Below are 24753 nucleotides of genomic sequence, written 5' to 3'. Positions count from 1 at the left end.
CGGATTTCGGCGGTTCAGTCGGGCCTAGCGCAGGACCCGGTCGAGCACGCGGGCGCCGGCGCGGCCGTCGTCGTGCGGGCAGTACCGGGCGGCGAAGGCGGCCCGCGCGTCGCGGAACCCGGCCTCCAGCGCCGCCGGGTCGCGCAGCGCCTCGACGACGTCCCGCGTGGTGGCGAGCAGCGGCCCCGGCGCCTCGGCGTCGAAGTCGAAGTAGAAGCCGCGGACGTGGTCGCGGTAGCGCTCCAGGTCGTAGGTGAAGAACACCGTCGGGCGGCCGGTGACGGCGAAGTCGAACATGGACGACGAGTAGTCGGTGACGAGCACGTCGCTGATGAGGAACAGCTCCGAGATGTCGGGGTAGACCGAGACGTCCATGACGCAGTCGCCCGGCCTCAGCCTCGGGCGGTCGGTGACGAGGTAGTGCGTCCGCAGGAGCAGGACGTGGTCGTGGCCGAGCGCGGCCCGGAACCTGTCGATCTCGAATTCGAGGCGGAACGCGCGCTTGCCGATCGCGTGGTGGAAGTCGTCCCGCCACGTCGGCGCGTAGAGGACGACCCGCTTGCCCTCCGGGATGCCGAGCCGCCGCCGCACCGCAGCGGCGATCTCGTCGCGGTGCGGGCTGCTCAGCACGTCGTTGCGGGGGTAGCCGCTTTCGAGGACGTCCCCGCCGTAACCGAACGCGCGCCGGAACAGCGGCACGGAGAACGTGTTCTGGGCGAGCAGGAGGTCCCACTGGGGGACGTCGTACTCCATCCAGTCCACGCCCTCGGTGCGCTTGAAGGGCATCTGCTTGACGTCGTATCCGAGCTTCTTGAGCGGCGTCCCGTGCCAGCACTGCACGTAGGTCTGGTCTTCGCGCTTGGTGAACCACTCCTGCTGCGACCAGTTGCCGAAGATGTAGCGCGCGCGGGCGAGCACCTCGTAGTGCTCCCGCGTGCCCGCCAGGACGGTGCGAGCGCCAGAGGGCTTGCCGAACTGCCCGTTCTCAGTGACCCACACGCATTCCAGGTCGGTTTCGCGGCGCCGCAGCTCGTCGTAGATGCCGCGCGGGTTGCACGCGTACTGGCGCCCCTTGTACGCGTCGAACACGGCGATGTCACGGACGGGCAGGTTCAGATGGCGCCGGTAGTGCCCGGACCGTATGCGGCTCTGGGCGTACGCCCCGCGCTCGTCGTCGTCCAGGGCCGTCTCGATGCGCAGCTGCAACTGGTCGGTCTTCTGGACCCGGACGGTGATCCTGTGCAGGCCCGCCTCGAACGGCTCGGGCAGGTCGCGGAGGGTGTGGCGGCGGACGACCACCGGCTGCTCCTGCCCTCCGACGGCGGCGAGGGCGTCCCACCGTCCGGAGACCAGCGGGCGCGACAGCCCGAGCACCGGCATGCGCGCGGGCGAGAACACCGCGACGAACCGGTCGTCCTCCCAGAGCAGCCGGACGGCGTGCTCCTCGCTCGACCGCCGCCGCCTGAGGATCAGCGTGTCCGGCCGCCCGATCCGGTCCGAGCACGTGCCCGCCAGGCGAAGGGCGCCCTCGGACGACCACGACACCTCGTCGACGGCGAGGACCGGGCCCCGGGAGACGATCCGCAGGGTGCCGCGCCGCGTCCTGGCGATCTCCAGTTCCCCGCCGGGGATCCGGAAGGCGGCCCCCGCCGGGTCCTCGTCCAGGTACGGGCGGATCCCCTCCGAGAGGGCGATCTCCCAGTCGCCCTGCCGGCGGGCCAGCCCGGCGACCGGCAGCCGCGCCCGGAAGCCCTCGGCGCCGACCGGCTCGACCGGCCCGAGCACCGTGGCCCGCCCCACCCTCGGGGTGGCGGTGACGCGCGGCTCGTCCCCGGACGGGACGCGGCTCCAGCCGTCCAGCCACAGCTCGCCGCCCTCCAGGTGGCAGCCGACGACCGCCGCCGGCGTGCGGCGCACCTGGACCACGAACCGGCTCCGGCCCGCGACGCCCTGGACGAGCACCCCCGGCGCGCACTCCCGGTCCCGCGGCCACTGCCGCCCGGTGAGCCGCGGGCCGGCGAACGTCGACCGGCGCCGCAGCCCCCGGTTGACGATCTCGACGCACGGCACCCAGTCGACGTCCCGCCAGCGCCCGAACATCCGCAGCGCGGACGGGTCGATCTCCGCGACGAAGCCGGACCAGTCGTAGGAGACGTTCGACTGCCGCGACCCGGCGGTCACGTCCGGCCTGCGGACCCTCCGGACCGGGACGCGCACGAGGCCCCGCTTGTTGGCGGCCACCAGCCAGAGCCGGATGCGGGACCCGTCCTCCCTGGAGGCGTCCAGATGCCGGATGTAGGCGTGGCCCTCCAGGCGGAGCAGGCCGTCCGCCCAGGTGCACCGGTCGATCGCCGCGACCGGTCTGAGCTCGTCCGTCACGTCGTACACGTGGGCCGGGACGCCCCGGTCCTCGTCCTCGAAGAACGGGTACTCGGCGTACCAGCGGTGCCGCAGGCCGCGCCGCACGCGCGGCACGTCGGCCGCCTTGCGCAGCTGGACGAAGCGCAGCACCTCCAGCAGCTCCGGCAGCATCCGCCGGCACAGCAGGTGCAGTTGCAGGCGCGTCAGCGCGGGCTGCCGCTTCAGGACGCGGGCGCTCACCCGCCGGGCCAGGGCCGCGCCCATGGCGACGAGTTCCCCGCGCTTCTCGTCCCGCGTCCTCGGAAGGGCCTCGAACAGGACGCGGAGTTCGATCGGGATCAGGACGTGCTCGTCGTAGGCGTTCAGAAGCTGCGGCGCGTAGTCGGCCAGACCGTCCCGCACGGTCCGCGCGGAGCGCATGCGCTGGCTGAAGTTGTCCCAGTCGTAGCGGTCCTCTGTGATGGACCCAGGGCGCCTGCGCCAGAAGTAGACCGTCTCGCTCAGGACGTCGACGGAACGTGCCAGGGCGTGCGCGCGCGCCGTGACGGGAGGGTCCTCGTAGTAGCCCGGAGGGAACTCCAGACCCGTCCGGGTCCAGAACGCGCGCCGGTACACCTTGTTCCACGGCGTCCGGTCGCGCATGAGCATCGGCATGGACGACACATGGGTCTTGGAACGGGGCTGCGTGAACAGGCCGTCGTGCAAGTGGGACTGCCAGGTCCGGTCGTCGTCCATCCGCTGGACGTTCCCGGACGCCAGGTCCGACCCGGTCCGCTCCAGGGAGGCGACCAGACGCGCGTACGCCTCGGAGTCCACGACGTCGTCGGCGTCGGCGAACGCCAGGTACTCGCCCCTCGCCTGCCGCACGCCCGCGTTGCGGGCGGGACCGGGCCCCTCGTTCTCCCGAGTGAGCAGCCGGAACCGCGGATCGCGGCCGCACATGTCCTTGGCGATCACGGCGCCGTTGTCGGTGGACCCGTCGTCCACCATGATCACTTCAAGGTCGCCCAGCGTCTGGCCCGCCAGCGATTCCAGGCACTCCTGGAGATACTCCTCGGTGTTGTGGAACGGCACGACCACGCTGAGCTTCGGGGACATGGGGCCTCCTCCTCGCCCCACGAGCATGGTGACCCCGAGTCATCGGGCGAACACGCATCGCGATTGCGAGGCCGTCCCCTGACGCAGAATTGACTTCGCCTGGCCGTGCCTTGACCTGGGCGTTAACCCGGAGAATGAGAGTCCGGCGATCAGGCGGGGCGGATGCCGGGGGCGACGCCCGATTCGGCGACGCCCGATTCGGAGAGGGCGGCGCGGACGCTCGCCGCGAGCGCCTCGAACTCGTCCGCGCGCGGCGACGTCGAGCGGAAGCCCAGGCCGACGCGGCGGAACGGCGCCGGGGCCGCGAACCGGTGCAGGCCGAGGTTCGGCGCCCGGCGGGTCTCCACGGGCAGCGCCGTCTCGGGGACGAGCGTCACGCCGAGCCCGCCCGACACGAGCTGGACCAGCGTCGCCAGGCTCGTCGCGTACGTGGCCGCGGCGGCGCGCGCCCCCACCTCCCGGCAGACGTCCAGCGCCTGGTCGCGCAGGCAGTGGCCCTCGTTCAGCAGGATGACGTCGAGGTCGTTCAGCGCCTCCCGCGCGACCCCGGTGGCGCCGAGTTCGAACCCGGCCGGCGCGACGAGCACGAAGTCCTCGTCGTACAGCGGCAGCTCCGTCATGCCCGACGCCGGCACGGGCAGCGCCAGCAGCACCACGTCCAGGCGTCCGGCGAGCAGTTCCGCGACGATGTGGCTTGTCCGCTCCTCGTGGACGGACAGTTCGAGGTCGGGGAACTCCTTGGCGATCCTCGGCAGGACGACGGGCAGCAGGTACGGCGCGACGGTCGGGATGACGCCCACCCGGAGCGGCCCGACGAGCATCCCCCGCACGGCCTGGACCTCCTCGACCAGCCGGTCGAGCTCCGCCAGGACGGTTTCGGCCCGCCGTGCCACCCGCTCCCCCGCAGGCGTCAGCAGGACCCTGCGCGTCGTCCGTTCGACGAGCTGCGTCCCGAGGCCCTCCTCAAGCGCCGCCACGGCCCCGGACAGGGCCGGCTGGCTCATCCGCAGAGCGGCGGCGGCGTCACGGAAATGCAGGTACTCCGCCAATGCCAGGAACGCCCGCAACTGCGCCACCGTCGGTCTGCTGATCCCCATCCTGCCGGAGACATTACCCAAACCCGGTCACGCACCGTGACTTGCCCCAGGTCGAGGCGGGGTGGTGTTCACCACAGCGGCCGGTCGGGCACTCAGCGGACGGGCAGGCGGTCGGGGTGCGGGATGGGAGCGCCGGGGTCGGCGACGCGGGGGGTGAAGGTGCCGTGGAAGCCGAACGGGATGTGGTGCGGGAGGTGGAGGTCCGCGACCGGAGCGAGGTCTCGGGCGTCGAGGATGGTCAGGCGTGAGCGATGCTCTGCGGCCAGGTACACCACCGTTAGCAGCCACCCGTCGTCCTCGGCGGAATCCGGTGCGCGGGGCACGAAGATGGGCTCGCCCACATAGGTGTGCGGGCCGGCATCATGCGACTGCGTGCGGCCGGTGTCGTTGTCGACTTTCAGGACCGTGTCGTACTCGCCGGTCGGGCCCGTCCGTCCCGTCATGTAGGTGAAGCGGTGCCTGCGCGTGGAGCGGCGCCAGTCGTACTGGGGGAACTCGCCGGGCAGGTCGGACAACGGCGTCTCGATCACGCGTCCCGCCGGGGTGATCCTGTAGCGCATCAGCCTGCTGGACGGCAGGTCGGTGAAGCGCGTGCGGAAGTCCGACAGGTCACGCCTGATCGCTTCGAAGTCGTCGAAGAGCACCAGGTCGACGACGGTGTCGGCGCCGTCCTCGAAGGCGTTCGCCAGATGGACGTGCACGAGCGCCTCGTGCTCCACGATCCGCGCCGGGCCTCCGTCGCGCGGCACCAGCACGAACCGCGTCCCCTTCTCGGGACGGTGCCGGATCGCGTCGAACACCGAGGCGCCGCCGGCGAACATCGTGCGCAGGTCGACCATGTACGGGTCCAGGACGAACACCATGTGCCGGGTCGTCAGCGCCACGTCGTGGTTCCACGGCATGTTCAGGATCTTCACGCGGGCGAGCCGCCGCAGCCGCCCGCGCCGGTCGACCTTCCAGCAGTTCAGCGACGGCAGCGGACTGAAGTCCTGGCCGAAGTTGAACATCTCGCCCGTCGCCGGATCCCACTTCGGGTGGGCGGAGAAGGCCTTGAGCGCGCCGCGCAGCCGCCCGTCGAAGTCGTGGACGCCGAGCGTCTCCAGGGTGTCGGGGTCGAGCCGGTGCGGCGGGCCGCCCTCCCACAGGGCCAGCAGCCGGTCGGCGTGCAGCGCGATGCCGGTGTTGGCGGGGTTCGCCGGCCCCTTCCCCTTGACGAAGTTGGCCCAGAAGCCGCCCGGAAGCGGCGTTCCGACGCCCGGCCGGACGGGCCCGCCGGCGACCATGCCGTGCTTGAACTGCGGCGTCCGGACGTACCGGTTGCGGTACCGCGCGGACCGCCCGTCGAAGGCGAACTGCGAGACCATCCCGTCGCCGTCGAAGAGGTGGTGCATCAGCGTGCGCCCGACCTCCCACTTGCCGGGACCGATGCGGTACAGCGTCCCGGTGAGGCCGGGCGGGAGCTCCCCGTCGATCTGGTCGACGACGTAGTCGTGCTCCCGCATGAGCGGCGCGAAGACGCGCGCCATGTCCGGCCCGCCGTCCGCGGGCGCCGCGGTCTCGCTGGAACGTGACTCGGTGGTGCTGGCGCGGGGTTCTGTGTCTCTGGTGCCGGGCACGGGGGCCTCCCCATCTGGCTACGCGTGTTGCCAGAAAAGTAGATTCTGGCAACGGCTGTGTCAAGATTGCGGGGTGAGTCCTCGCCCGTACGGCGGCGTCACCGCCGACCGCCGCCGCGCCGACCGCCGCGCCGCGCTCATGGAGGCGGCCCTCGACCTGCTCGCGGCGGAGGGCGTCCGAGGGACGTCCCTGCGGGCGGTCTGCGCGCGCGCCGGCCTCAACCCGCGCTACTTCTACGAGAGCTTCGACGACCTGGACACCCTCCTCACCGAGGTCCACGACCGGATCGTCACGGAGATCGCCGAGGCCGCCGCCCGGGGCGCCGCCGCCGCCGGACCGGACGCCGACCTGCGCACGACCGTCCGCTCCGCCGCCATGGCCGCCCTGGACACCGGCCGCGCCGACCCTCGCGGGATCCGGGTGATGCTGGTCGAGGCGACCGCCAGCCCCGTCCTGCGGGCGCGCCAGCACGCCGCCCGCCGCGACTACACCCGCCTGGTGATCGAGTACGCCCGCACGTTCTGCGACATCCCGCCGGACGCCGACGCGCGCGTGCTGTTCATCGCCACCATGCTGGTCGCCGGCTGGAACGAGAACCTCATCGCCTGGCTGGACGGCGAGCTCCCGACCACGCCGTCCGGCCTGGCCGACATGTTCGCCGACGCCGCCGAAGCCCTCGCCACCCACGCCGCGGCCCGCCCACGGGAGACGACGCCGCCGGAATGAGATCGGCCGGCGAAAGGATCGCCCCGGCGCCACCTCATGCATTTACGCGTGCTTTGAGGTATTGGTCACGTGATGCCCATTGTGGGGCGTCTACGCCCTACAATGACTCGCTACCGAGCGTGAAGCCCATTTTGGGTGAATCGATGTGATGTACATCTAGCACCCGACCGCCAGACCAGGCTACACGCCCGCTCCGCCGCAGGTCAGAGGGCCTTCCGAGTCATTGATAAGAAACTCCTATCGATCAGTTGGGATCGATCGATTTCTCTTGGGAATCGGGTCGCGGCACGCTGAGTGACACGGCCGCCGGGGCGCAAGCCCGCGGCCCTCCCGCGCCTCTCATGGCGAGGCGACCCCTTTCTCATGATGAAGGAGCATACGTGCTTACTGTCGGTGACAAGTTCCCCGAGTACGAGCTCACCGCGTGCGTCTCGCTGGACGCCGACAACGCGTTCGAGACGATCAACCACAAGACCTACGAGGGCAAGTGGCGCGTCGTCTTCTTCTGGCCGAAGGACTTCACGTTCGTCTGTCCGACCGAGATCGCGGAGTTCGGCCGCCTCAACGAGGACTTCGCCGACCGCGACGCGCAGGTGCTCGGCGCGTCCGTCGACAACGAGTTCGTCCACCACGCGTGGCGCAAGGACCACCCGGACCTGCGCGAGATCCCGTTCCCGATGCTGTCGGACCTCAAGCGCGAGCTGTCGGAGTCGCTCGGCATCCTCACCGAGGACGGCGTCGCGCAGCGCGCGACGTTCGTCGTCGACCCGAACAACGAGATCCAGTTCGCCATGGTCACCGCCGGTTCCGTCGGCCGGAACGTCAAGGAGGTCCTGCGGGTGCTGGACGCCCTGCAGAGCGACGAGCTGTGCCCCTGCAACTGGAACAAGGGCGAGGACACGCTCGACGCGGCCAAGCTGCTCGCCGGGGCCTGAGCCTCCCGCCGGGCCCGGATCCGGCGGAGCCCGAGCACGGACCCACGGCGGCCGGCCGCGCGACCCGCGGCCGGCCGTCCGCACGAAAGGACGCATGATCATGAGCGTTGACGCGCTGAAGGGCGCCCTCCCGGGCTACGCCAAGGACACCAAGCTCAACCTGGGCTCGCTGACCTCCACCTCCCAGCTCACCGACCAGCAGCTGTGGGGGACGGTCCTGGCCTGCGCCCTCGCGACGCGGAGCGCCGTCGTCATCCGGGAACTGGCCGAGGAGGCGGGCGACACCCTGTCCGCCGAGGCGTTCGAGGCGGCCAAGGGCGCCGCGTCGATCATGGCGATGAACAACGTGTACTACCGCTCCACCCACCTCATCGGGGACGAGACGTACGCGACCCTCCCGGCCCGGCTGCGGATGTCGATCATCGGCAGGCCCGGCGTGGAGAAGGTCGACTTCGAGCTGTGGTGCCTCGCCGTGTCGGCGATCAACGGTTGCGGGCGGTGCCTGGAGTCGCACGAGAAGGTCGTCCGCGAGGCCGGCCTGTCGCGCGAGCTCGTCCAGGAGGTGCTGCGGATCGCCGCCGTGGTGAACGCGACCGCCGCGACGCTGGACGCGGAGGCGGCCCTGGCCCCCGCCACGGTCTGACGGCGGGCACGGAGAAGGCCCGGACGGATCTCCGTCCGGGCCTTCTCCGTGCCTACTCCTCCGCGTCCAGCTAGGGCCTGTCCCGAAGCGGCATCGGCAGCACGCGCGAACGCGTGACCTGGCCGGTGGAGCGAAGCCGGAGGCGAGCGGAGCCGGGCAGATCGCGAAGCGATGCCGCGTTCGCCCAGGCCAGGTCGCGTAGCGAGCCGCCAGGCGAGCGAAGCGGGCCGGGACTGTGAGACAGAGCTATTCCCACTCGATGGTGCCCGGGGGCTTGGAGGTGATGTCGACGGCGACGCGGTTGACCTCGCGGACCTCGTTGGTGATGCGGGTGGAGATCCGCTGGAGGACGTCGTAGGGCAGCTTCGCCCAGTCGGCCGTCATCGCGTCCTCGCTGGTCACCGGACGCAGCACGATCGGGTGCCCGTAGGTGCGGCTGTCGCCCTGCACGCCGACGGACCGGACGTCCGCGAGCAGGACGACCGGGAACTGCCAGATGTCGCGGTCGAGGCCGGCGCGGGTGAGCTCCTCGCGGGCGATGGCGTCGGCGTCCCGGAGGATCTCCAGGCGGTCGCGCGTGACGGCGCCGATGATGCGGATGCCGAGGCCGGGACCGGGGAACGGCTGGCGCCAGACGATCTCGGCCGGCAGGCCGAGCTGCTCGCCGAGCGCGCGGACCTCGTCCTTGAACAGGGTCCGCAGCGGCTCGACCAGCTTGAACTGGAGGTCCTCGGGGAGGCCGCCGACGTTGTGGTGCGACTTGATGTTGGCCGCGCCGGTGCCGCCGCCCGATTCGACCACGTCCGGGTAGAGGGTCCCCTGGACGAGGAACTCGACCGGCTCGGCCGCGTCCCCGGCCGCCCCCGACCCGCCGTGGACGATCTCGCGGGCCGCCTCCTCGAACACCCGGATGAACTCGCGGCCGATGATCTTGCGCTTCTCCTCCGGGTCGGTGACGCCGTCGAGGGCGGACAGGAAGCGCTCCTGGGCGTCCACGACGTGCAGGTTCACCCCGGTGGCGGCGACGAAGTCCTTCTCGACCTGCTCGGGCTCGCCCTTGCGCAGCAGGCCGTGGTCGACGAACACGCAGGTCAGCTGGTCGCCGATGGCGCGCTGGACCAGCGCGGCGGCGACGGCGGAGTCGACGCCGCCCGACAGCGCGCAGATGACCCGCTTGTCCCCGACCCGCTCCCGGACGGCCTCGATCGACTCGTCCGCGATGTTCACCATCGTCCAGCTCGGCCGGCACCCGGCGCCCTCGTAGAGGAAGCGCCGCAGGATCTCCATGCCGTGCTCGGTGTGCAGGACCTCGGGGTGGAACTGGACGCCGAAGAAGCCGCGCTCCAGGTCCTCCATGCCCGCGACCGGGGTGACGTCCGTACTGGCCGTCACGGTGAAGCCGGACGGGGCGCTGCTCACGAAGTCGCGGTGGGACATCCATACCGCCTGCTCGTGCGGCAGGCCCGCGAACAGCATGCCGGGGGAGGCGACGGCGACGGTGGCGCCGCCGTACTCGGCGACGTCGGAGTTCTCGACCGTCCCGCCGAGGGCCTGCGCCATGACCTGGTGGCCGTAGCAGATGCCGAGCGTGGGGACGCCGATGTCGAAGAGCCCGTCCGGCACGACCGGGGCGCCCTCGGCGTACACCGACGCCGGGCCGCCCGACAGGATGATCGCCTTCGGCCGCCGGGCGAGCATCTCCGCCGCCGGCATGGTGGACGGGACGATCTCGCTGAACACATGGCACTCGCGGACCCGTCGTGCGATCAGCTGCGCGTACTGCGCGCCGAAGTCGACGACGAGGACGGTGTCAAAGGATTGGTCTGCGGCCACCAACTACGCCTTTCGCCCGGCCGGAAGAGACTCCCAGTCTACGGGCCGCTGCCTGCGCCGATGCGCCGCGTCCCCGGCGTGATCGTGACCGAGGGCGACTGTCCTGTAACGGTCAGCATCCATTTACCTTGATCACACGCACAGGATGACTGCGCTCTGATATCAGTTGATGACACCCTGTGTTCAACGAAGCGCCGTTTCTCTCGAAAACGCCGTACTCGCCGGAACGCCGTCACTAGGAGTGCCGTGAAGCTGCTCGCCGCCGCCGCTCTGCTCGCCGCCCTCGTCCCCGCCGCACCTCACGGGCAGTTCACGCCGTCCGCGAGCACAGGGCCGTCCGCGAACACGGGGCCCTCCGCGAGCACAGGGCACGATCGCCGGAACGGCGACTGCGCACGCCCCCTCGCGGCGACCCGCCCCGAGGCGCGCCACCGGACGGACGGCCATGCCCGCGACCGCATGGACCTGAGCCCCGCCGAAGCCGCCGCCGTGGAGGCGCGCCTGAACCGGATCCTGAGGAACAAGGCCCTGCGCAGGGCCGCGCCGATCACCATTCCGGTCTACTTCCACGTGATCCACGCCGGCGCGAGGGGCAACGTGTCCAACGCGATGATCCAGCGCCAGCTCAGCACGCTGAACACGTCCTACGGCGGCGGCAACGGAGGCGCGGACGCCCAGGTCTCCTTCACGCTCAAGGCCGTGAGCCGCACCGACAACGCGGCATGGTTCGGCGATCCGGAACGCTACGAGGGCACCTACAAGCCGAGACTGCACCAGGGCGACAAGTCGACGCTGAACCTCTACAGCACCTACATCGGCGGCGACCTGCTCGGCTGGTCGACGTTCCCCTGGAAGTACAAGGCCGAACCCCAGATGGACGGCGTGACCGTCCACTACGCCAGCATGCCGGGCGGTTCCATCGAGAACTTCAACAAGGGGTTCAGCGCGACCCACGAGGTCGGCCACTGGCTGGGGCTCTACCACACGTTCCAGGACGGATGCAGCGACCAGGGCGACCGCGTCGCCGACACCCCCGCCGAGCGCGACCCCACCAACGGCTGCCCGTCCTCCAAGGACACCTGCCCCGCGCCTGGGGAAGACCCGGTCCACAACTACATGGACTACAGCTACGACACCTGCATGACGTCCTTCACCCCGGGCCAGGGCGCCCGCATCCACAACGTGTGGACCGCCTACCGCGCCTAATTTTCACAGTCCCGGCCCACTTCGCTCGCCTGGCGGCTGCATCTCAAAGTCCCGGCCCACTTCGCTCGCCTGGCGGCTCGCTACGTGACCAGGCCTGGGCGAACGCGGCATCGCTTCGCGATCCGCCCGGTTCCGCTCGCCTCCGGCTTCGCTCCACCGGCCAGGTCACGCGTTCGCGCGCGGCCGAGGCCACATCGAGACGGGCCCCAGCCCCCGAGGCCGCATTCTTGCTAGTTCGTGCGCCTGGGCTTGCTGGTGGGAATGTTCTGGGCGGCGGTTTTGAGGCGGGCGGCGTCTTCGGGCGGGAGGTGGCGGAGGGCCTCGCGTAGCGTCACCGTGGAGATGGCGTCCACGCGGGGCTCGACCCAGGCGGTCACCCACTCGGGGTCCTTCTTGGACAGCTCGCGGAGCACCCAGCCGATCGCCTTGCGGATGAAGAAGTCGCGTTCGCCCAGGAGCGCGCGCCCGTAGCGGTCGATGCGGTCGAGATCGGGGTCACCCGCCCGGACCCCCGCCAGGAGCGCCAGCATGGCCGTGCGTCGCACCCACATGTAGGGGTCGGCGACCCACGCGTCCAGAACCGCCGCCAGATCCGGGTGGCGGACGACCAGCGCTCCGACGACCTTCTCCGCCAGATGGTCGACGTACACCCAGCTCGCCGAGTCGCGGATGAGCCGTTCGGCCAGGCCCACGTCGCGGGGTTCCAGCAGTGCCGCCCGCTTCACGAGGACCTCTATGGCAGCCATGCGGGCCTCGTGCACCGGACGGCCGTCCTCGGTGACGTCCCAGAGCACCCCGGCCAGGGAGACCAGTTCCTCCCGCGTCGGCCTCGTCCTGACCGCGGACAACGCCACCTTGCGCACCGCGGGGACGGGCACCCCGATGTGGACGAACTCGCTCTTCAGGTAGCGCTTCTCTCCTTCGGCGCGTGCCGGATCGGCCTGCGCCCTCAACTCGGCCAGGACCCGCGCCGCCTCCGCCTCCGTGTCCACATCCACATCCACGTGGGACACGCTACGCCGCCGCGCTACGGTGCCGTATTCAGCATTACTCACCCCTGTTCGTCGGGGTTTGCTAAAGACGCCGTGTTTGTTCGCATCCACCCTGGTTCCAGCAATGACTCCGCTCCCACGCGCGCTCCCCCGCACGCGCCGCACCCCCAAGGAGTTCCATGAAACGCGCCGGAATCGCCGCCGCCCTCGGCATGGCCGCCGCCTTCACGGCCTACGCCCCCGCCGCCCCCGCCACCCTGGCCGCACCGTCCGCCTCGTCCACGGTGTGCGCCGACCAGCCCGCCCAGGCCCGCGTCCGCGCCGGGGCCCACGCCACCGAGCGGAACCAGCCCGGAGCGGCCCAGGTCGCCGCGATGGAGAAGGACTTCCAGGACCGCATCGGCAAGCTGAGGAAGGCGAGCACGGCGGCGGCCATCACCGTCCGCGTGCACTTCCAGGTCGTCTACGGCAGCGCGGGCAACGTGTCCGACTCCGTCCTGACCAGGCAGCTCAGCGTCCTCAACAACGCCTACGCCGGCAGCGGCGTCACGTTCACCCTGGCCGAGACCAGGCGGACGAAGAACGCGGCCTGGTTCTCCGACCCCGAGGGCTACGAATCCCAGATGAAGTCCGCCCTGCACGCCGGCAACGCGCAGGACCTCAACTTCTACACGGCCGACCTCGGCAGCAGCCTCCTCGGCTGGGCCACGTTCCCGAGCGGCTACCGCTCCCAGCCCAAGATGGACGGCGTGGTCATCCACTACCAGAGCCTGCCGGGCGGCTCGCTGGGCAACTACAACGAGGGCGACACCGGAACCCACGAGGTGGGCCACTGGATGGGGCTCTACCACACGTTCCAGGGCGGGTGCAGCGGCTCGGGCGACGGCGTCTCCGACACGCCCGCCGAGCAGAGCCCCGCCTCGGGCTGCCCGACCGGCCGCGACACCTGCTCCACGGCCGGCGTCGACCCCATCCACAACTTCATGGACTACAGCTACGACTCGTGCATGTACGAGTTCACGCCGGGCCAGTCCACGCGCATGCAGAACCAGTGGGCCGCCTACCGCGCCTGATCACGGCACCCGGCGCCGAGGCGGGCCACCGCCCGGCGCCGGGCCCGTCCTCCCTCAGGTGACGTCGACGATCGGGAGCCTCAGGGCCGCGGGGGCGCCGGCCGGGACGACCGGGTTCTTCGGGGCGACGGGGGTCAGCCGGAGGTAGGCGTCGCCGAGGGCGGGACGCCGGTCCGCCTCCGAGCGGTTCGGCCAGAACGACATCGCGCGCTCGGCCTGGGCCGTGATGGTGAGGGACGGGTTGACGCCCAGGTTCGCCGAGACGGCGGAGCCGTCCACGACGTGCAGGCCGGGGTGCCCGTAGACGCGGTGGTAGGGGTCGATCACCCCGGTCTCGGCGGAGTCGCCGATGGCGCAGCCGCCGAGGAAGTGCGCGGTCATCGGGACGTCGAACAGGTCGCCCCAGGCGCCGCCGGGGATGCCGCCGATCTCCTCGGCGATCCGGCGGGTCGCCTCGTGCCCCTCGGGGATCCACGTCGGGTTCGGCTCGCCGTGCCCGGCCGACGCGCGGACGTCCCAGCCGAACGGGCCCCGCTTCGGGCTCAGCGTGATCGAGTTGTCCCGGGTCTGCATGACCAGGGCGATGACCGTCCGCTCCGACCAGTGCCGGACGTCGAGGAGCTGGAGGAGGTCGCCCGGCCGACGCAGCGCCTGCCGGGCGAACCTGCGGATCCGGGGCGTGTGCGGCTCGCCCGGACGGTCGCCGTCCACCAGGAGGGTCTGCAGGGAGGCGAGCAGGTTCGAGCCCCGGCCGTACCGGACGGGCTCGACGTGGGTGTCCGGCGCCGGGTGGAACGACGACGTGATCGCCACGCCCTCGGAGAAGTCCGGGCCGGGCCTGCCGTTGCCCCGCCCGGCGCCGAGGATCGCCTCGGAGTTGGTGCGGGTCAGCGCGCCGAGCCGGTCGGACAGGCGCGGCAGCAGCCCGGTCGACTTGAGCTTGTGCAGGAGCTTCTGCGTCCCGTAGGTGCCGGCGGCGAAGACGACCTGCTCGGCGGTGAGCGTCTTGCGGTTGCGGCCGAACGAGCCGGTCCGGACGATGTCGACCTCGTACCCGCCCCCGGCGCGCGGCCGGACCGCGGTGACGCGGCTGAGCGGCATCACCCGCGCGCCCGCCTTCTCGGCCAGGTAGAGGTAGTTCTCCGTCAGCATGTTCTTCGCGCCGTGGCGGCAGCCCACCATGCACTCGCCGCATTCCAGGCAGCCGCGCCGGCAAGGACCCGCCCCGCCGAAGTAGGGGTCGGCGCTCTCGACCCCGGCGCCGTTCCCGAAGTAGACGCCGACCGGCGTCCGCACGAACGTGTCGCCCTTGCCCATCCGGTCGGCGACCCGCTTCATGACCTTGTCGGCCGCCGTCGTCGTGGGGTTCTGGACGACGCCGAGCATGCGCTTCGCCTGCTCGTAGTAGGGCGCCAGCTCGTCCCGCCAGTCGGTGATGTGGGCCCACTGCCGGTCCTTGAAGAACGGCTCCGGCGGGACGTACAGCGTGTTGGCGTAGTTGAGCGACCCGCCGCCGACGCCCGCCCCGGCCAGCACCATCACGCGGCTCGACTTCGCGCCCCGGACGAGGTGCATCCGCTGCATGCCGGTCAGGCCGAGCGCGGGCGCCCACAGGTAGCGGGCGATGCGCCAGTTCGTCTTCGGCAGCTCCGGGTACCGGGACCCCGGGGCGCCGCCCGGGTCGGTGTCGAAGCGGCGGCCGGCCTCGATGACGCCGACCCTGTAGCCCTTCTCGGTCAGCCGCAGCGCGGAGACGCTGCCGCCGAACCCCGACCCGACGACGAGCACGTCGAAGTCATGCTTCACAGGCGATCCCTACTTGATCCGCAGCTTCTTCATGAGCTTGATGCCGGTGGCCATGTAGTCGGCGAACGTGTCGTAGCCGATGGCGCCGGGCGGCTCCAGGTCCATGATGTGCTGGCTCGCGACGGTCTGGACCTCGGTGAACTTCAGCAGTCCCTCGGACCCGTGGCGGCGTCCCACACCGGACTGCTTCATCCCGCCCATCGGGGAGTCGTAGGAGGCGTAGGCGGCGCCGTAGCCGTCGTTGATGTTGACGGTCCCCGCCTGGATGCGGGCGGCGAGGCGGCGGCCCCGCGCCGGGCTCTTCGTCCACACCGACGCGTTCAGCCCGTAGGACGTGTCGTTGGCGCGGGCGACCACCTCGTCCTCGTCCCGGTACTTGTAGACCGCGACGACGGGGCCGAACGTCTCGTTCGCGCACAGGTCCATGTCGCCGTTGACGTCGGCGAGGACCGTCGGCTCGTAGAACAGGGGGCCGACGTCGGGACGGGGCTTCCCGCCGGCCAGGACGGTCGCGCCCTCCTCGACCGCCTGGTCGACGTGCGCCGTCACCGCGTCCAGCTGGCGCCGGTGGGTCAGCGAGCCCATCTCGGCGTCGAAGTCCAGGCCGGCGCCGAGCCGCATGCCCTTGACCAGCTCGACGAACCGCGGGACGAACCGGTCGTAGACGTCCTCGTGGACGTACATCCGCTCGATCGAGATGCACAGCTGGCCGGCGTTGGTGAAGCACGCGCGGACGGCGCCGCGCGCGGCGCGCTCGACGTCGGCGTCCGGCATGACGATCATCGGGTTCTTGCCGCCGAGCTCCAGCGAGTAGGCGACCAGGCGCGGCGCCACCCTCTCCGCGATCGCCTTGCCCCCGCGCGTCGAGCCGGTGAACGAGACGTAGTCGGCGCCGTCCACCAGCGGGTCGCCGATCTCGGCGGGCTCCCCGACGACGATCTGCCAGAGGTCCCGGGGAAGGCCGAGCGAGACCAGCAGGTCCAGCACCCACAGGCTGGACAGGCACGTCTGGGTGTCCGGCTTGTGGATCACCGCGTTGCCCGCCATGAGCGCCGGCGCGATGTCGCTGGCCCCGAGCGCGAACGGGTAGTTCCACGGCGCGATCAGCGCCACGACGCCCTTCGGGTGCCGCAGTTCCCGGACGCGCGTCAGCCCCGGCACCATCCCCTGGCGGCGGCGCGGCCTCAGCAGCCGCGGGGCCCGCCGGGCGTAGTAGAGCGAGCACAGCGCGACGTCGAGGAACTCCTCCATCGCGTGGCGGCGCGCCTTGCCGGTCTCCAGCTGGATGACGTCGAGGATCTCCGCGCGCCGGTCGACCAGCGCGTCCGCGAGCCGCAGGAAGGGCTTGGCCCGCTCGCCCGCCGGCAGCGCCGCCCAGGCCCGCTGCGCATCGCGGGCCCGCTCGTAGGCGGCCCGGACGTCCTCGGGGGTCGAGAGCGGGACGGTCGCGAGGGGCTCGCCGGTGAAGGGGCTCGGGATCGTCGCGGTGGCGGCGCCGTCCGAGGCGACGTGCGAGACCAGCCGGTCGATCAGGGCCTGGGGAAGCATGTGCTCTGCCGCGCCCGTGGCGGAGTCCACCGCGCCTTCGGCAGTGCTCGCCGCGCCTTCGGCAGAGTCCGCCGCGCCTGCGGCGGGAACCGTCGGGGATGCCATGCAGGCAGGGTATGACCACCCGCCCAGTTTGGCTACCCGCAAGTAACGCGCTACTTGCGGTGATCTGCCCCACTGGCCCGCCATCTCGACCCGCGGGCTCCCGCCCTCTCCGTCCGCGATTGACGACCTCTGCCGAACGGACCGTTCCAAGCCAGGTGGAGTTGTGCAAGTCGGGGACTGGCCGCCCCCGCCCGGTGTATCCCGAAAGCAGCGAGAGAATTCCAGCGCCGTCGGGGTGCGGCGCCGCCCAGGGGAGGGACAGCGATGACGGACGTCCGCGGCCACACGCCCGAGGACGGCGCCGGCCGCGCCGGGGCGCGCCGGGACCGGCGCGAGCAGACCCGCGCCGCCCTGCTCGCCGCCGCCGAGCGCCTCTGGGCCGAACGCGGCATCCACGGCGCCTCGCTCGACGACATCGCGGCGGCCGCCGGCCTCACCAAGGGCGCCGTCTACTCCAACTTCGCCGGCAAGACCGACCTGCTGCTCGCCCTCATGGAGCGCATCACCAGCTCCCGCACCCGGACCGACGTCTGCGACGAGCTCCGCGCCGCCGCCGAGGACGCCGACCACACCGGCGGCCGCCCGTCCCGGCGCGACTCCGACGAGGCCCCGCGGCGGCTGGCCCTGCTCCTGGTCGAGTTCTGGCTCTACGGCATGCGCGACTACGCCGCCGGCTGGCGCATCGCCGACTGGTACGCCGAGCGCCGCGCCCAGCTCGCCCGGGAGCTGGAGCCCGCCGACGGGTCCGCCCCGGGCGGGCTCGACCCCGGCGACCGCGCCACCCTGACCATCGCCCTCGACTTCGGCCTGGCCTTCCAGCACCTCCTCGACCCCGTCCGGGTGCCCGCCGACCTCTACAGCGCCGGCAAGACCCTCGTGCAGGGCCGCCCCCGGCCCTGACCGCCGGCGTCCAGGTCAGGGGGTGGCGACGGGGACGATCTCGGGGGCGCCGCGGCGGTGGGCGTCGGCCTCCTGGTCGTCCTCCTGGGTCTGCGAGGCGCGCTCGGCCTCGACGCGCTTGCGGTAGTACTCGATCTCCCGGTCGCGCTGCTTCTTGGACCAGCCGAGCACGGGCGCGAGGAGGTCGGCGGCCTCCTGGGCGACGTTGACGCCGCGGTCCCAGGTCTCGATGGAGATGCGGGTGCGGCGGGCGAGGACGTCGTTGATGTGGCGGGCGCCCTCGTGCGTGGCGGCGTAGACGACCTCGGCGCGCAGGTAGTCGTCGGCGCCGCTCAGCGGCTTGGCCAGGTCGGGCTTGTCGGCGATCAGTTCGAGCAGGTCGTCCAGGAGCGTCCCGTAGCGGCGCAGGAGGTGCTCGATCCGGGCGACGTGCAGGCCGGAGCGCGCGGCGAGGCGGTGCCGGGCGTTCCACATGGCCTGGAAGCCGTCGCCGCCGACGAGCGGGATGCGGTCGGTGCAGGACTCGGCGACCTTCCCGTCGAGGCCGTGCGCGACGGCGTCGATGGCGTCCTTCGCCATGACGCGGTAGGTCGTGTACTTGCCGCCCGCCACGAGGACCAGGCCGGGGACGGGATGCGCGACCACGTGCTCGCGGGAGAGCTTCGACGTCTCCTCGGTCTCGCCGGTGAGGAGGGGACGCAGTCCCGCGTAGACGCCCTCCACGTCGTCATGGGTGAGCGGCGTGGCGAGGACGGAGTTGACGTGGTCCAGGACGTAGTCGATGTCGGCCTTGGACGCGGCGGGGTGGGCCCTGTCGAGGTCCCAGGCGGTGTCGGTGGTGCCGATGATCCAGTGGCGGCCCCAGGGGATCACGAAGAGCACCGACTTCTCGGTGCGCAGGATGATCCCCGTCGCGGAGTGGATGCGGTCCTTCGGCACGACCAGGTGGATCCCCTTGGACGCCTTCACGTGGATCTGACCGCGGCCGCCGACGAGTTCCTGGATGTCGTCCGACCACACTCCGGTGGCGTTGACCACCTGCTTGGCGCGGACCTCGCTGGTCGTGTTGCCCTCAAGGTCGCGGATGCGCAGGCCGGTGACGCGCTCCCCCTCGCGCAGGAAACCCAGGCACTGGGTTCGCGAGGCGATCTGGGCGCCGTACTCCGCGGCCGTCCGCAGAGCGGTCATCACGTAGCGGGCGTCGTCGACCATCGCGTCCCAGTACTGGATCGCGCCGGTGAAGGCGTCCTTGCGCAGGGACGGCGCGAGGCGCAGCGCCCCGCGGCGCGTCAGGTGCCGGTGGTGCGGGACGCCGCGCGTGCTGCCCATCTGGAAGGCGAGGAGGTCGTAGAGGGCCACGCCCGCCCCGAAGTACGCGCGCTCCCACACGCGGTGCGTGGTCGGCAGCATGAAGGGGACGGGCCGCACCAGGTGCGGCGCGATCTGCTGGAGCAGCAGCGCCCGCTCGGTCAGCGCCTCCCGGACGAGGTCGAAGTTGTACTGCTCCAGGTAGCGCAGCCCGCCGTGGATCAGCTTGGAGGAGCGCGACGAGGTGCCGGACGCGAAGTCGCGGGCCTCGACCACCGCGACCGACAGGCCCCGGGTGGCCGCGTCGAGCGCCGCGCCCGCGCCGACGATGCCGCCGCCGACGACGACCACGTCGAACTCCTCGCGGGCCATCCGGTCGAGCGCGGCCGCGCGCTCGGCCGGGCCGAGCCGCGAGCTTCCAAGGCCGGTCACCGGTGATCCCGTCATCGCGCATCCCCCCACAGCGGTTCGGTTTCCGAACGGTTCTTACCCAAGAGTAAGGACCGGTTCACACCGAGATGTGAATGAACGGACGTGGGGTCGCTCTCAGTCGGTGGACTGGCCGGGGGCCACGACGACCTGGACCCGCTGGAACTCCTTCAGCTCCGTGTATCCCGCGGTGGCCATCGAGCGGCGCAGCGCGCCGATGAGGTTCATGGAGCCGTCCGCGACGTGGGACGGGCCGTGCAGGATCTGCTCCATCGTCCCGATCGTCCCGATCTCTATGCGGGAGCCGCGGGGAACGTCGCCGTGGTGAGCCTCGCTGCCCCAGTGGTAGCCGCGCCCGGGCGCCTCGGTGGAGCGGGCGAACGGCGAGGCCACCATCACGGCGTCGGAGCCGCAGGCGAACGCCTTGGCGATGTCGCCGCTGTTGACCATGCCGCCGTCGGCGATCACGTGCACGTAGCGGCCGCCGGACTCGTCCATGTAGTCGCGGCGGGCGGCGGCCACGTCGGCGACCGCGGTGGCCATCGGGACCGCGACGCCGAGGACGGTCCGCGTGGTGTGCCCGGAGCCGCCGCCGAACCCGACCAGCACGCCGGCCGCGCCGGTGCGCATCAGGTGCAGCGCGGCGGTGTAGGTGGAGCAGCCGCCGACGATCACGGGGACGTCGAGGTCGTAGATGAACTGCTTGAGGTTCAGCGGCTCGGCGCGCCCCGACACGTGCTCGGCGGACACCGTGGTCCCGCGGATCACGAACAGGTCGACGCCGGCGTCGATCACGGCCTTGTGGAACTGGGCGGTGCGCTGCGGCGACAGCCGCGCCGCGACGGTGACGCCCGCCTCGCGGACCTCCTGGATCCGGCGGCCGATCAGCTCCTCCTTGATCGGCTCGGAGTAGATCTCCTGGAGCCGCTGGGTGGCGCGGACGTCGTCCAGCGAGGCGATCTCGGCGAGCAGCGGCCCGGGGTCGTCGTAGCGCGTCCAGAGCCCTTCGAGGTCGAGCACCGCCAGGCCGCCGAGCCGCCCGACGGCGATCGCGGTGGCGGGGCTGACGACGCTGTCCATCGGCGCGACGACCAGCGGGATGTCGAACCGGTAGGCGTCGATCTGCCAGGCGACGCTGACCTCCTCGGGATCGCGCGTCCGGCGGGACGGCACGATGCCGATGTCGTCGAAGGCGTACGCCCGACGGCCGCTCTTGCCACGGCCGATCTCCACCTCAGCAGCCACTGCGCCCTTCCTCCACGTGATCCGGTCTTCCCGCGGTGCGCGGGACCAAGCCCCGGAAGAGCTTACGTCAGGTCAGCGGCCCTGGTAGTTGGGGGCCTCCACCGTCATCTGGATGTCGTGCGGGTGGCTCTCGCGCAGGCCCGCGACGCTGATGCGCATGAGCCGGCCGCGCTCCTGGAGCTCGGGGACGGTGCGGGTGCCCGCGTACCACATCGACTGGTGGAGCCCGCCGACGAGCTGGTGCGCGACGTTGGCGAGCGGACCGCGGTAGGGGACCTGGCCCTCGACGCCCTCGGGGATCAGCTTCTCCTCGGCGTTGACGTCGGCCTGGGCGTAGCGGTCCTTGGAGTAGGAGGCGCCGCGCTCGCGGTTGCGCATGGCGCCGAGCGAGCCCATGCCGCGGTAGGACTTGTACTGCTTGCCGTGGACGAAGATCAGCTCACCCGGGGACTCCTCGACGCCGGCGAGCAGGCTGCCGAGCATCACGGTGTCGGCGCCCGCGACCAGGGCCTTGGCGATGTCGCCGGAGTACTGCAGGCCGCCGTCCCCGATCACCGGGACGCCCGCCGCCTTCGCCGCGCGGGCCGCCTCGAAGATCGCGGTGATCTGCGGGACGCCGACGCCGGCCACGATGCGGGTGGTGCAGATGGAGCCGGGGCCCACGCCGACCTTGATCGCGTCGGCGCCCGCGTCCACCAGCACCTGGGCGCCCGCCTCGGTGGCGACGTTCCCGCCGACCACCTGGACGGACGAGTTGCCCTTGATCGCGGCGATCGTGTCGGCGACGCCCTTGGAGTGGCCGTGCGCCGTGTCCACGATGATCACGTCGGTGCCGGCCTCGATGAGGGCGCGGGCGCGGCGCAGGGCGTCCTCGCCGACGCCCACGGCCGCGGCGACGAGCAGGCGGCCGTCGGCGTCCTTGGTGGAGTCGGGGTACTGCTCGCTCTTGGTGAAGTCCTTGGTGGTGATCAGGCCCTTGAGGCGGCCCTCGCCGTCCACGAGCGGGAGCTTCTCCACCTTGTTGCCCGCGAGCAGGCGGAACGCCTCCTCGCGCGAGACGTCCACCGGGGCGGTGACGAGCGGCATCGCCGTCATGACCTCGCGGACCGAGCGCGACAGGTCGGTCTCGAAGCACATGTCGCGGTTGGTCACGATGCCGACCAGCACGCCGCGCACGTCGGTGACGGGCACGCCGGAGATCCGGTAGCGGGAGCACAGCGCCTCGACGTCGGCGAGCGTGGCGTCCGGCAGGCAGGTCACCGGGTTGGTGATCATCCCGGCCTCGGAGCGCTTGACGCGGTCGGCCTCCGCGGCCTGCTCCTCGATCGACATGTTGCGGTGCAGCACGCCGATGCCGCCCTGGCGCGCCATCGCGACCGCCGTGCGGGCCTCGGTCACCGTGTCCATCGCCGCCGAGACGAGCGGGATCCGCAGCGAGATCTCGCGGGTCAGCCGGGTCGTGGTGTCGGCCTCGCCGGGCTGCAGGTCGGAGTACCCCGGCAGCAGGAGCACGTCGTCGAAGGTCAGGCCCTGGGGGAGGAACTTGTCGGACTCGGCGGCGGGGTTCATGACAACCTTCCCGTGGTGGTGGCGGCATCGGGCCAGGTCACGAGGGACCCTGTCCCCATGGTAGGGGCTCAGCCCGGGGCCGGGCGGGCTTTGCGCGCGACGGTCACGTGGTCTTGATGACATCTGCCAACACGCCGGGCGGTCCTTTCCATTCCTGCGCGCCCGCGCGCCTGGCGGTCGTTCGCGGACGGAGAGGGACCGGGGGGTGCACCTCCCGGGGCGTCTCGCAGTAGCGTGTATATGTGCACGACGATGCTCCGCTCGACCCGTTCGCCGGAGATCCGGAGGATCCGGCCGCGGCGCTCGGCGACCCGGGCGACGAGACCGCTCCGCTCAGCGTGACGGAGCGGGAGGACGTGCTGGCCGACCTCGCCGACCTGGAGGTCTTCCGGGCCCTGCTGGAGCCGCTCGGGGTCCGCGGCCTCACGGTCGACTGCGGCGACTGCGGCAAGATGCACTACATCGACTGGGAACTGCTGCACGGCAACCTGCGCCACCTGCTGGACCAGGGCCTCCCCCGCGTGCACGAGCCCGCCCTCTCCCCCGACCCCGTCGACTACGTCAGCTGGGAGTACGCCCGCGGCTACGTCGACGGCGTGATCGACAGCGAAGAGGGCCGCGACGAGAACTGACCCGCCGGTCTGACCGCGCCGTCCGGCCACGCGAACGCCGGCGAGGATCTCGCCGTCAGTCCTCGGTGAGGCGGTTCTGGTGGTCGAGGGCGCGCTTGCGGGCCATCCGGCGCAGGTCGTCGAGGCGGGGCCGCGGGTCGGCGACCGGCTGCGCGCCGGGCTTCTCGACCGGCTCGGCGAACATCGTCGGAGCCTCCTGCCTGCGCTGGGGACGGCGCGGCAGGTGCCGGGGGAAGGGCCCTTCCAGGCGCCGCCTGAACTGCCGGTTCTTCTCCCCGCGTCCCGGGTCGCCGGGCTGGGTGCGCGCGGCGGGAAGTCCCGCCTCCGGGGCCGGCCGCACGGGCGGCCGCGGCCGCTGGAGGGTGCCGGCGTCGGTGTCGGCCGTCCTGTCCGCCTCCTCCGCCGCGCCGGACGCGCTCGGCGCCGGGGAGGCGGCGGTGCGGTCGGCGACGCCGCCGCCCGCGGCCGCGACGCCGCTGCTGGCGAGGACGGCGCCGGCCACGCCCAGCGCCACGATGGTGCGCGGCCCGCGGCGGCGCGGGCCGGGGCCCGAGGGGGCCGGCGGTCCGGGGGCGTCGCAGGTCTGGTCGTCGACGTCGACGATCAGCGCGCGCAGGAGCCGCACCGCGGGGTCGCGGTCGTCGTCCGGCGGGGCGGCGCGGCGGGCCTCGGCGGCGTCCGCGGCGGGGCCCTCGGCGGGTTCGTCAGCGGGGGCCGCGGAACCGGCAGCGTCCCGCGCCGCCAGCGACTCGAAGAGCGCGTCGGTACGGCGCACCGCGGACAGGTCCGCGGGCGGGACGGCGGGCGGGCGGGACGGCGGCGCCTGCGCCGGGGCGTCGCCCGAGCGGGCGGGTTCGTCCGGATCCGGGGCGCCCCGCAGGCCGGTGAGGGGGCCGCGCTCCGTCAAGCGATCGACTCCTCTCTGGCCATCGCGCGGAGCCGGGCCAGTGCCCGGTGCTGCGCGACCCGTACCGCCCCCGCGGACATGCCCAGCACATTACCGGTCTCCTCCGCCGACAGACCCGCGACGACCCGCAGCAGCACCAGTTCGCGCTGGTGCTCGGGCAGCCGGGTGAGCAGGTCGCGGGCGCGCTGCGCCTCGATGTAGCGGACCACCGTCTCCTCGGGGCCCGGACGGTCGTCCGGACCGTCCGGGAGGTCCTCGGTGGGCACGGCGGCGCGGACCGCGCTGCGCAGCGCGTCCGCGATCTTGTGGGAGGCGATGCCGAAGACGAAGGACGCGAACGGCCGGCCCATGTCCCGGTAGCGGGGCAGGGCCGACAGGACGGCGATGCAGACCTCCTGCGCCACGTCGTCGGCGATGTGGTACTGCCCGGAGACCCGGCCGAGCCGGGCCCGGCAGTACCGGACGATCATGGGGCGCACCTCGGCGATGAGGATCTCGATCGCGCCCGGGTCGCCCTGCACGGCGAGATGGGTCAGCTCCCTGAGGTCGCCGTCGCCGGCGTCCGCGGCGCGCAGCGCCCGCGCCGAACGGGCGGTGTCGCGAGGTGCGGGAGGGGCGGGCCCGTTCGAGGGTTCGGCAGCGCGCGCGGTCATGGTCCCGGCGAAGCATCCCTCGGTCACGTCAAGCATGATGCCCAGCACCCCCGGGCGTGTCTCCACTGTC

19 protein-coding genes are annotated in these 24753 nt (G+C 72.1%); 7 read left to right on the top strand and 12 right to left on the bottom strand.

What is annotated here, in order from left to right; all coding sequences use genetic code 11:
- Window positions 1-24: 24 nt before the first annotated feature.
- The 3 genes from ACQEU6_RS34490 to ACQEU6_RS34480 all read right to left on the bottom strand — a co-directional run bounded on the left by ACQEU6_RS34490 (window position 25) and on the right by ACQEU6_RS34480 (window position 6172).
- On the bottom strand, window positions 25-3459 hold the full coding sequence (locus ACQEU6_RS34490) for a bifunctional glycosyltransferase/CDP-glycerol:glycerophosphate glycerophosphotransferase (protein WP_499337557.1): 3435 nt from the start codon (window positions 3457-3459) through the stop codon (window positions 25-27).
- Window positions 3460-3608: 149 nt separating this feature from the next.
- Window positions 3609-4556, bottom strand: a complete 948-nt coding sequence (locus ACQEU6_RS34485; protein WP_499337555.1) for a LysR substrate-binding domain-containing protein — start codon at window positions 4554-4556, stop codon at window positions 3609-3611.
- Window positions 4557-4648: 92 nt separating this feature from the next.
- Window positions 4649-6172, bottom strand: a complete 1524-nt coding sequence (locus ACQEU6_RS34480) for a carotenoid oxygenase family protein (protein ID WP_499337554.1) — start codon at window positions 6170-6172, stop codon at window positions 4649-4651.
- Window positions 6173-6245: 73 nt separating this feature from the next.
- On the opposite strand from ACQEU6_RS34480, the gene ACQEU6_RS34475 reads away from it, so the two are divergent.
- The 3 genes from ACQEU6_RS34475 (at window position 6246) to ahpD (ending at window position 8477) form a co-directional block, all read left to right on the top strand.
- Window positions 6246-6899 (top strand): TetR/AcrR family transcriptional regulator, encoded by a 654-nt coding sequence (locus ACQEU6_RS34475; RefSeq protein WP_499337553.1) that lies wholly within the window; start codon window positions 6246-6248, stop codon window positions 6897-6899.
- 380 nt (window positions 6900-7279) lie between these two features.
- A complete protein-coding gene (locus tag ACQEU6_RS34470; protein WP_499337552.1) occupies window positions 7280-7834 on the top strand; it encodes a peroxiredoxin in 555 nt (184 codons plus the stop codon).
- 100 nt (window positions 7835-7934) lie between these two features.
- Complete coding sequence (gene ahpD, locus ACQEU6_RS34465; protein WP_499337551.1) at window positions 7935-8477, top strand: alkylhydroperoxidase, AhpD family; 543 nt, start codon at window positions 7935-7937, stop codon at window positions 8475-8477.
- A gap of 246 nt (window positions 8478-8723) precedes the next feature.
- On the opposite strand, the gene guaA is transcribed toward ahpD, so the two are convergent.
- A complete protein-coding gene (gene guaA, locus ACQEU6_RS34460; protein ID WP_499337550.1) occupies window positions 8724-10313 on the bottom strand; it encodes a glutamine-hydrolyzing GMP synthase in 1590 nt (529 codons plus the stop codon).
- A 243-nt stretch (window positions 10314-10556) separates the two neighbouring features.
- Here guaA and ACQEU6_RS34455 point away from each other — a divergent pair, with 243 nt between their 5' ends.
- Window positions 10557-11516 (top strand): zinc metalloprotease, encoded by a 960-nt coding sequence (locus ACQEU6_RS34455; RefSeq protein WP_499337548.1) that lies wholly within the window; start codon window positions 10557-10559, stop codon window positions 11514-11516.
- Between the two features lie 230 nt (window positions 11517-11746).
- On the opposite strand, the gene ACQEU6_RS34450 is transcribed toward ACQEU6_RS34455, so the two are convergent.
- Complete coding sequence (locus ACQEU6_RS34450) at window positions 11747-12520, bottom strand: DNA alkylation repair protein (RefSeq protein ID WP_499337546.1); 774 nt, start codon at window positions 12518-12520, stop codon at window positions 11747-11749.
- Between the two features lie 167 nt (window positions 12521-12687).
- On the opposite strand from ACQEU6_RS34450, the gene ACQEU6_RS34445 reads away from it, so the two are divergent.
- Complete coding sequence (locus tag ACQEU6_RS34445; protein WP_499337544.1) at window positions 12688-13581, top strand: zinc metalloprotease; 894 nt, start codon at window positions 12688-12690, stop codon at window positions 13579-13581.
- A gap of 54 nt (window positions 13582-13635) precedes the next feature.
- Here the strand turns inward: ACQEU6_RS34445 and ACQEU6_RS34440 are convergent, their stop codons facing one another.
- Entirely contained in the window at window positions 13636-15387 is a 1752-nt protein-coding gene (locus tag ACQEU6_RS34440; protein WP_499337542.1) for a GMC oxidoreductase, read from the bottom strand.
- A gap of 9 nt (window positions 15388-15396) precedes the next feature.
- Window positions 15397-16935: a succinic semialdehyde dehydrogenase gene (locus ACQEU6_RS34435; RefSeq protein ID WP_499340435.1), complete on the bottom strand. Its 1539-nt coding sequence runs from the start codon at window positions 16933-16935 to the stop codon at window positions 15397-15399.
- A 369-nt stretch (window positions 16936-17304) separates the two neighbouring features.
- Between ACQEU6_RS34435 and ACQEU6_RS34430 the strand changes: the two genes are divergently transcribed.
- On the top strand, window positions 17305-17940 hold the full coding sequence (locus tag ACQEU6_RS34430) for a TetR/AcrR family transcriptional regulator (protein WP_499337541.1): 636 nt from the start codon (window positions 17305-17307) through the stop codon (window positions 17938-17940).
- Between the two features lie 15 nt (window positions 17941-17955).
- On the opposite strand, the gene glpD is transcribed toward ACQEU6_RS34430, so the two are convergent.
- The 3 genes from glpD to guaB all read right to left on the bottom strand — a co-directional run bounded on the left by glpD (window position 17956) and on the right by guaB (window position 22491).
- Window positions 17956-19695, bottom strand: a complete 1740-nt coding sequence (glpD, locus tag ACQEU6_RS34425; protein WP_499337539.1) for a glycerol-3-phosphate dehydrogenase — start codon at window positions 19693-19695, stop codon at window positions 17956-17958.
- Window positions 19696-19794: 99 nt separating this feature from the next.
- Complete coding sequence (locus ACQEU6_RS34420; RefSeq protein WP_499340433.1) at window positions 19795-20910, bottom strand: GuaB3 family IMP dehydrogenase-related protein; 1116 nt, start codon at window positions 20908-20910, stop codon at window positions 19795-19797.
- An 84-nt stretch (window positions 20911-20994) separates the two neighbouring features.
- On the bottom strand, window positions 20995-22491 hold the full coding sequence (gene guaB, locus ACQEU6_RS34415) for an IMP dehydrogenase (protein WP_499337537.1): 1497 nt from the start codon (window positions 22489-22491) through the stop codon (window positions 20995-20997).
- A gap of 242 nt (window positions 22492-22733) precedes the next feature.
- Between guaB and ACQEU6_RS34410 the strand changes: the two genes are divergently transcribed.
- Complete coding sequence (locus ACQEU6_RS34410; RefSeq protein ID WP_499337535.1) at window positions 22734-23123, top strand: DUF5319 domain-containing protein; 390 nt, start codon at window positions 22734-22736, stop codon at window positions 23121-23123.
- Window positions 23124-23178: 55 nt separating this feature from the next.
- Here ACQEU6_RS34410 and ACQEU6_RS34405 read toward each other — a convergent pair whose 3' ends face one another.
- Both ACQEU6_RS34405 and ACQEU6_RS34400 read right to left on the bottom strand, forming a co-directional pair.
- Complete coding sequence (locus ACQEU6_RS34405) at window positions 23179-24030, bottom strand: hypothetical protein (protein WP_499337534.1); 852 nt, start codon at window positions 24028-24030, stop codon at window positions 23179-23181.
- The gene (locus ACQEU6_RS34400) at window positions 24027-24719 is read right to left on the bottom strand and encodes a sigma-70 family RNA polymerase sigma factor (RefSeq protein ID WP_499337532.1); all 693 of its coding nucleotides are present in this window, start codon (window positions 24717-24719) and stop codon (window positions 24027-24029) included. Before ACQEU6_RS34400 ends, ACQEU6_RS34405 begins: the two co-directional genes overlap by 4 nt.
- Between the last annotated feature and the right edge of the window lie 34 nt (window positions 24720-24753).

Origin of the sequence: Spirillospora sp. CA-108201 (assembly GCF_050936235.1) — a bacterium.
Taxonomy (GTDB): domain Bacteria; phylum Actinomycetota; class Actinomycetes; order Streptosporangiales; family Streptosporangiaceae; genus Spirillospora.
Note: the sequence above shows the minus strand (reverse complement) of the source record. Positions and strands in the feature narration are given on the sequence as shown.

Excerpts from the sequence above, each read along its gene's own strand:
- ACQEU6_RS34490 (WP_499337557.1), bottom strand. The coding sequence starts at position 3,459 with ATGTCCCCGAAGCTCAGCGTGGTCGTGCCGTTCCACAACACCGAGGAG.
- ACQEU6_RS34485 (WP_499337555.1), bottom strand. The coding sequence starts at position 4,556 with ATGGGGATCAGCAGACCGACGGTGGCGCAGTTGCGGGCGTTCCTGGCA.
- ahpD (WP_499337551.1), top strand. The coding sequence starts at position 7,935 with ATGAGCGTTGACGCGCTGAAGGGCGCCCTCCCGGGCTACGCCAAGGAC.
- ACQEU6_RS34445 (WP_499337544.1), top strand. The coding sequence starts at position 12,688 with ATGAAACGCGCCGGAATCGCCGCCGCCCTCGGCATGGCCGCCGCCTTC.
- ACQEU6_RS34435 (WP_499340435.1), bottom strand. The coding sequence starts at position 16,935 with ATGCTTCCCCAGGCCCTGATCGACCGGCTGGTCTCGCACGTCGCCTCG.
- ACQEU6_RS34430 (WP_499337541.1), top strand. The coding sequence starts at position 17,305 with ATGACGGACGTCCGCGGCCACACGCCCGAGGACGGCGCCGGCCGCGCC.
- glpD (WP_499337539.1), bottom strand. The coding sequence starts at position 19,695 with ATGACGGGATCACCGGTGACCGGCCTTGGAAGCTCGCGGCTCGGCCCG.
- guaB (WP_499337537.1), bottom strand. The coding sequence starts at position 22,491 with ATGAACCCCGCCGCCGAGTCCGACAAGTTCCTCCCCCAGGGCCTGACC.
- ACQEU6_RS34400 (WP_499337532.1), bottom strand. The coding sequence starts at position 24,719 with ATGCTTGACGTGACCGAGGGATGCTTCGCCGGGACCATGACCGCGCGC.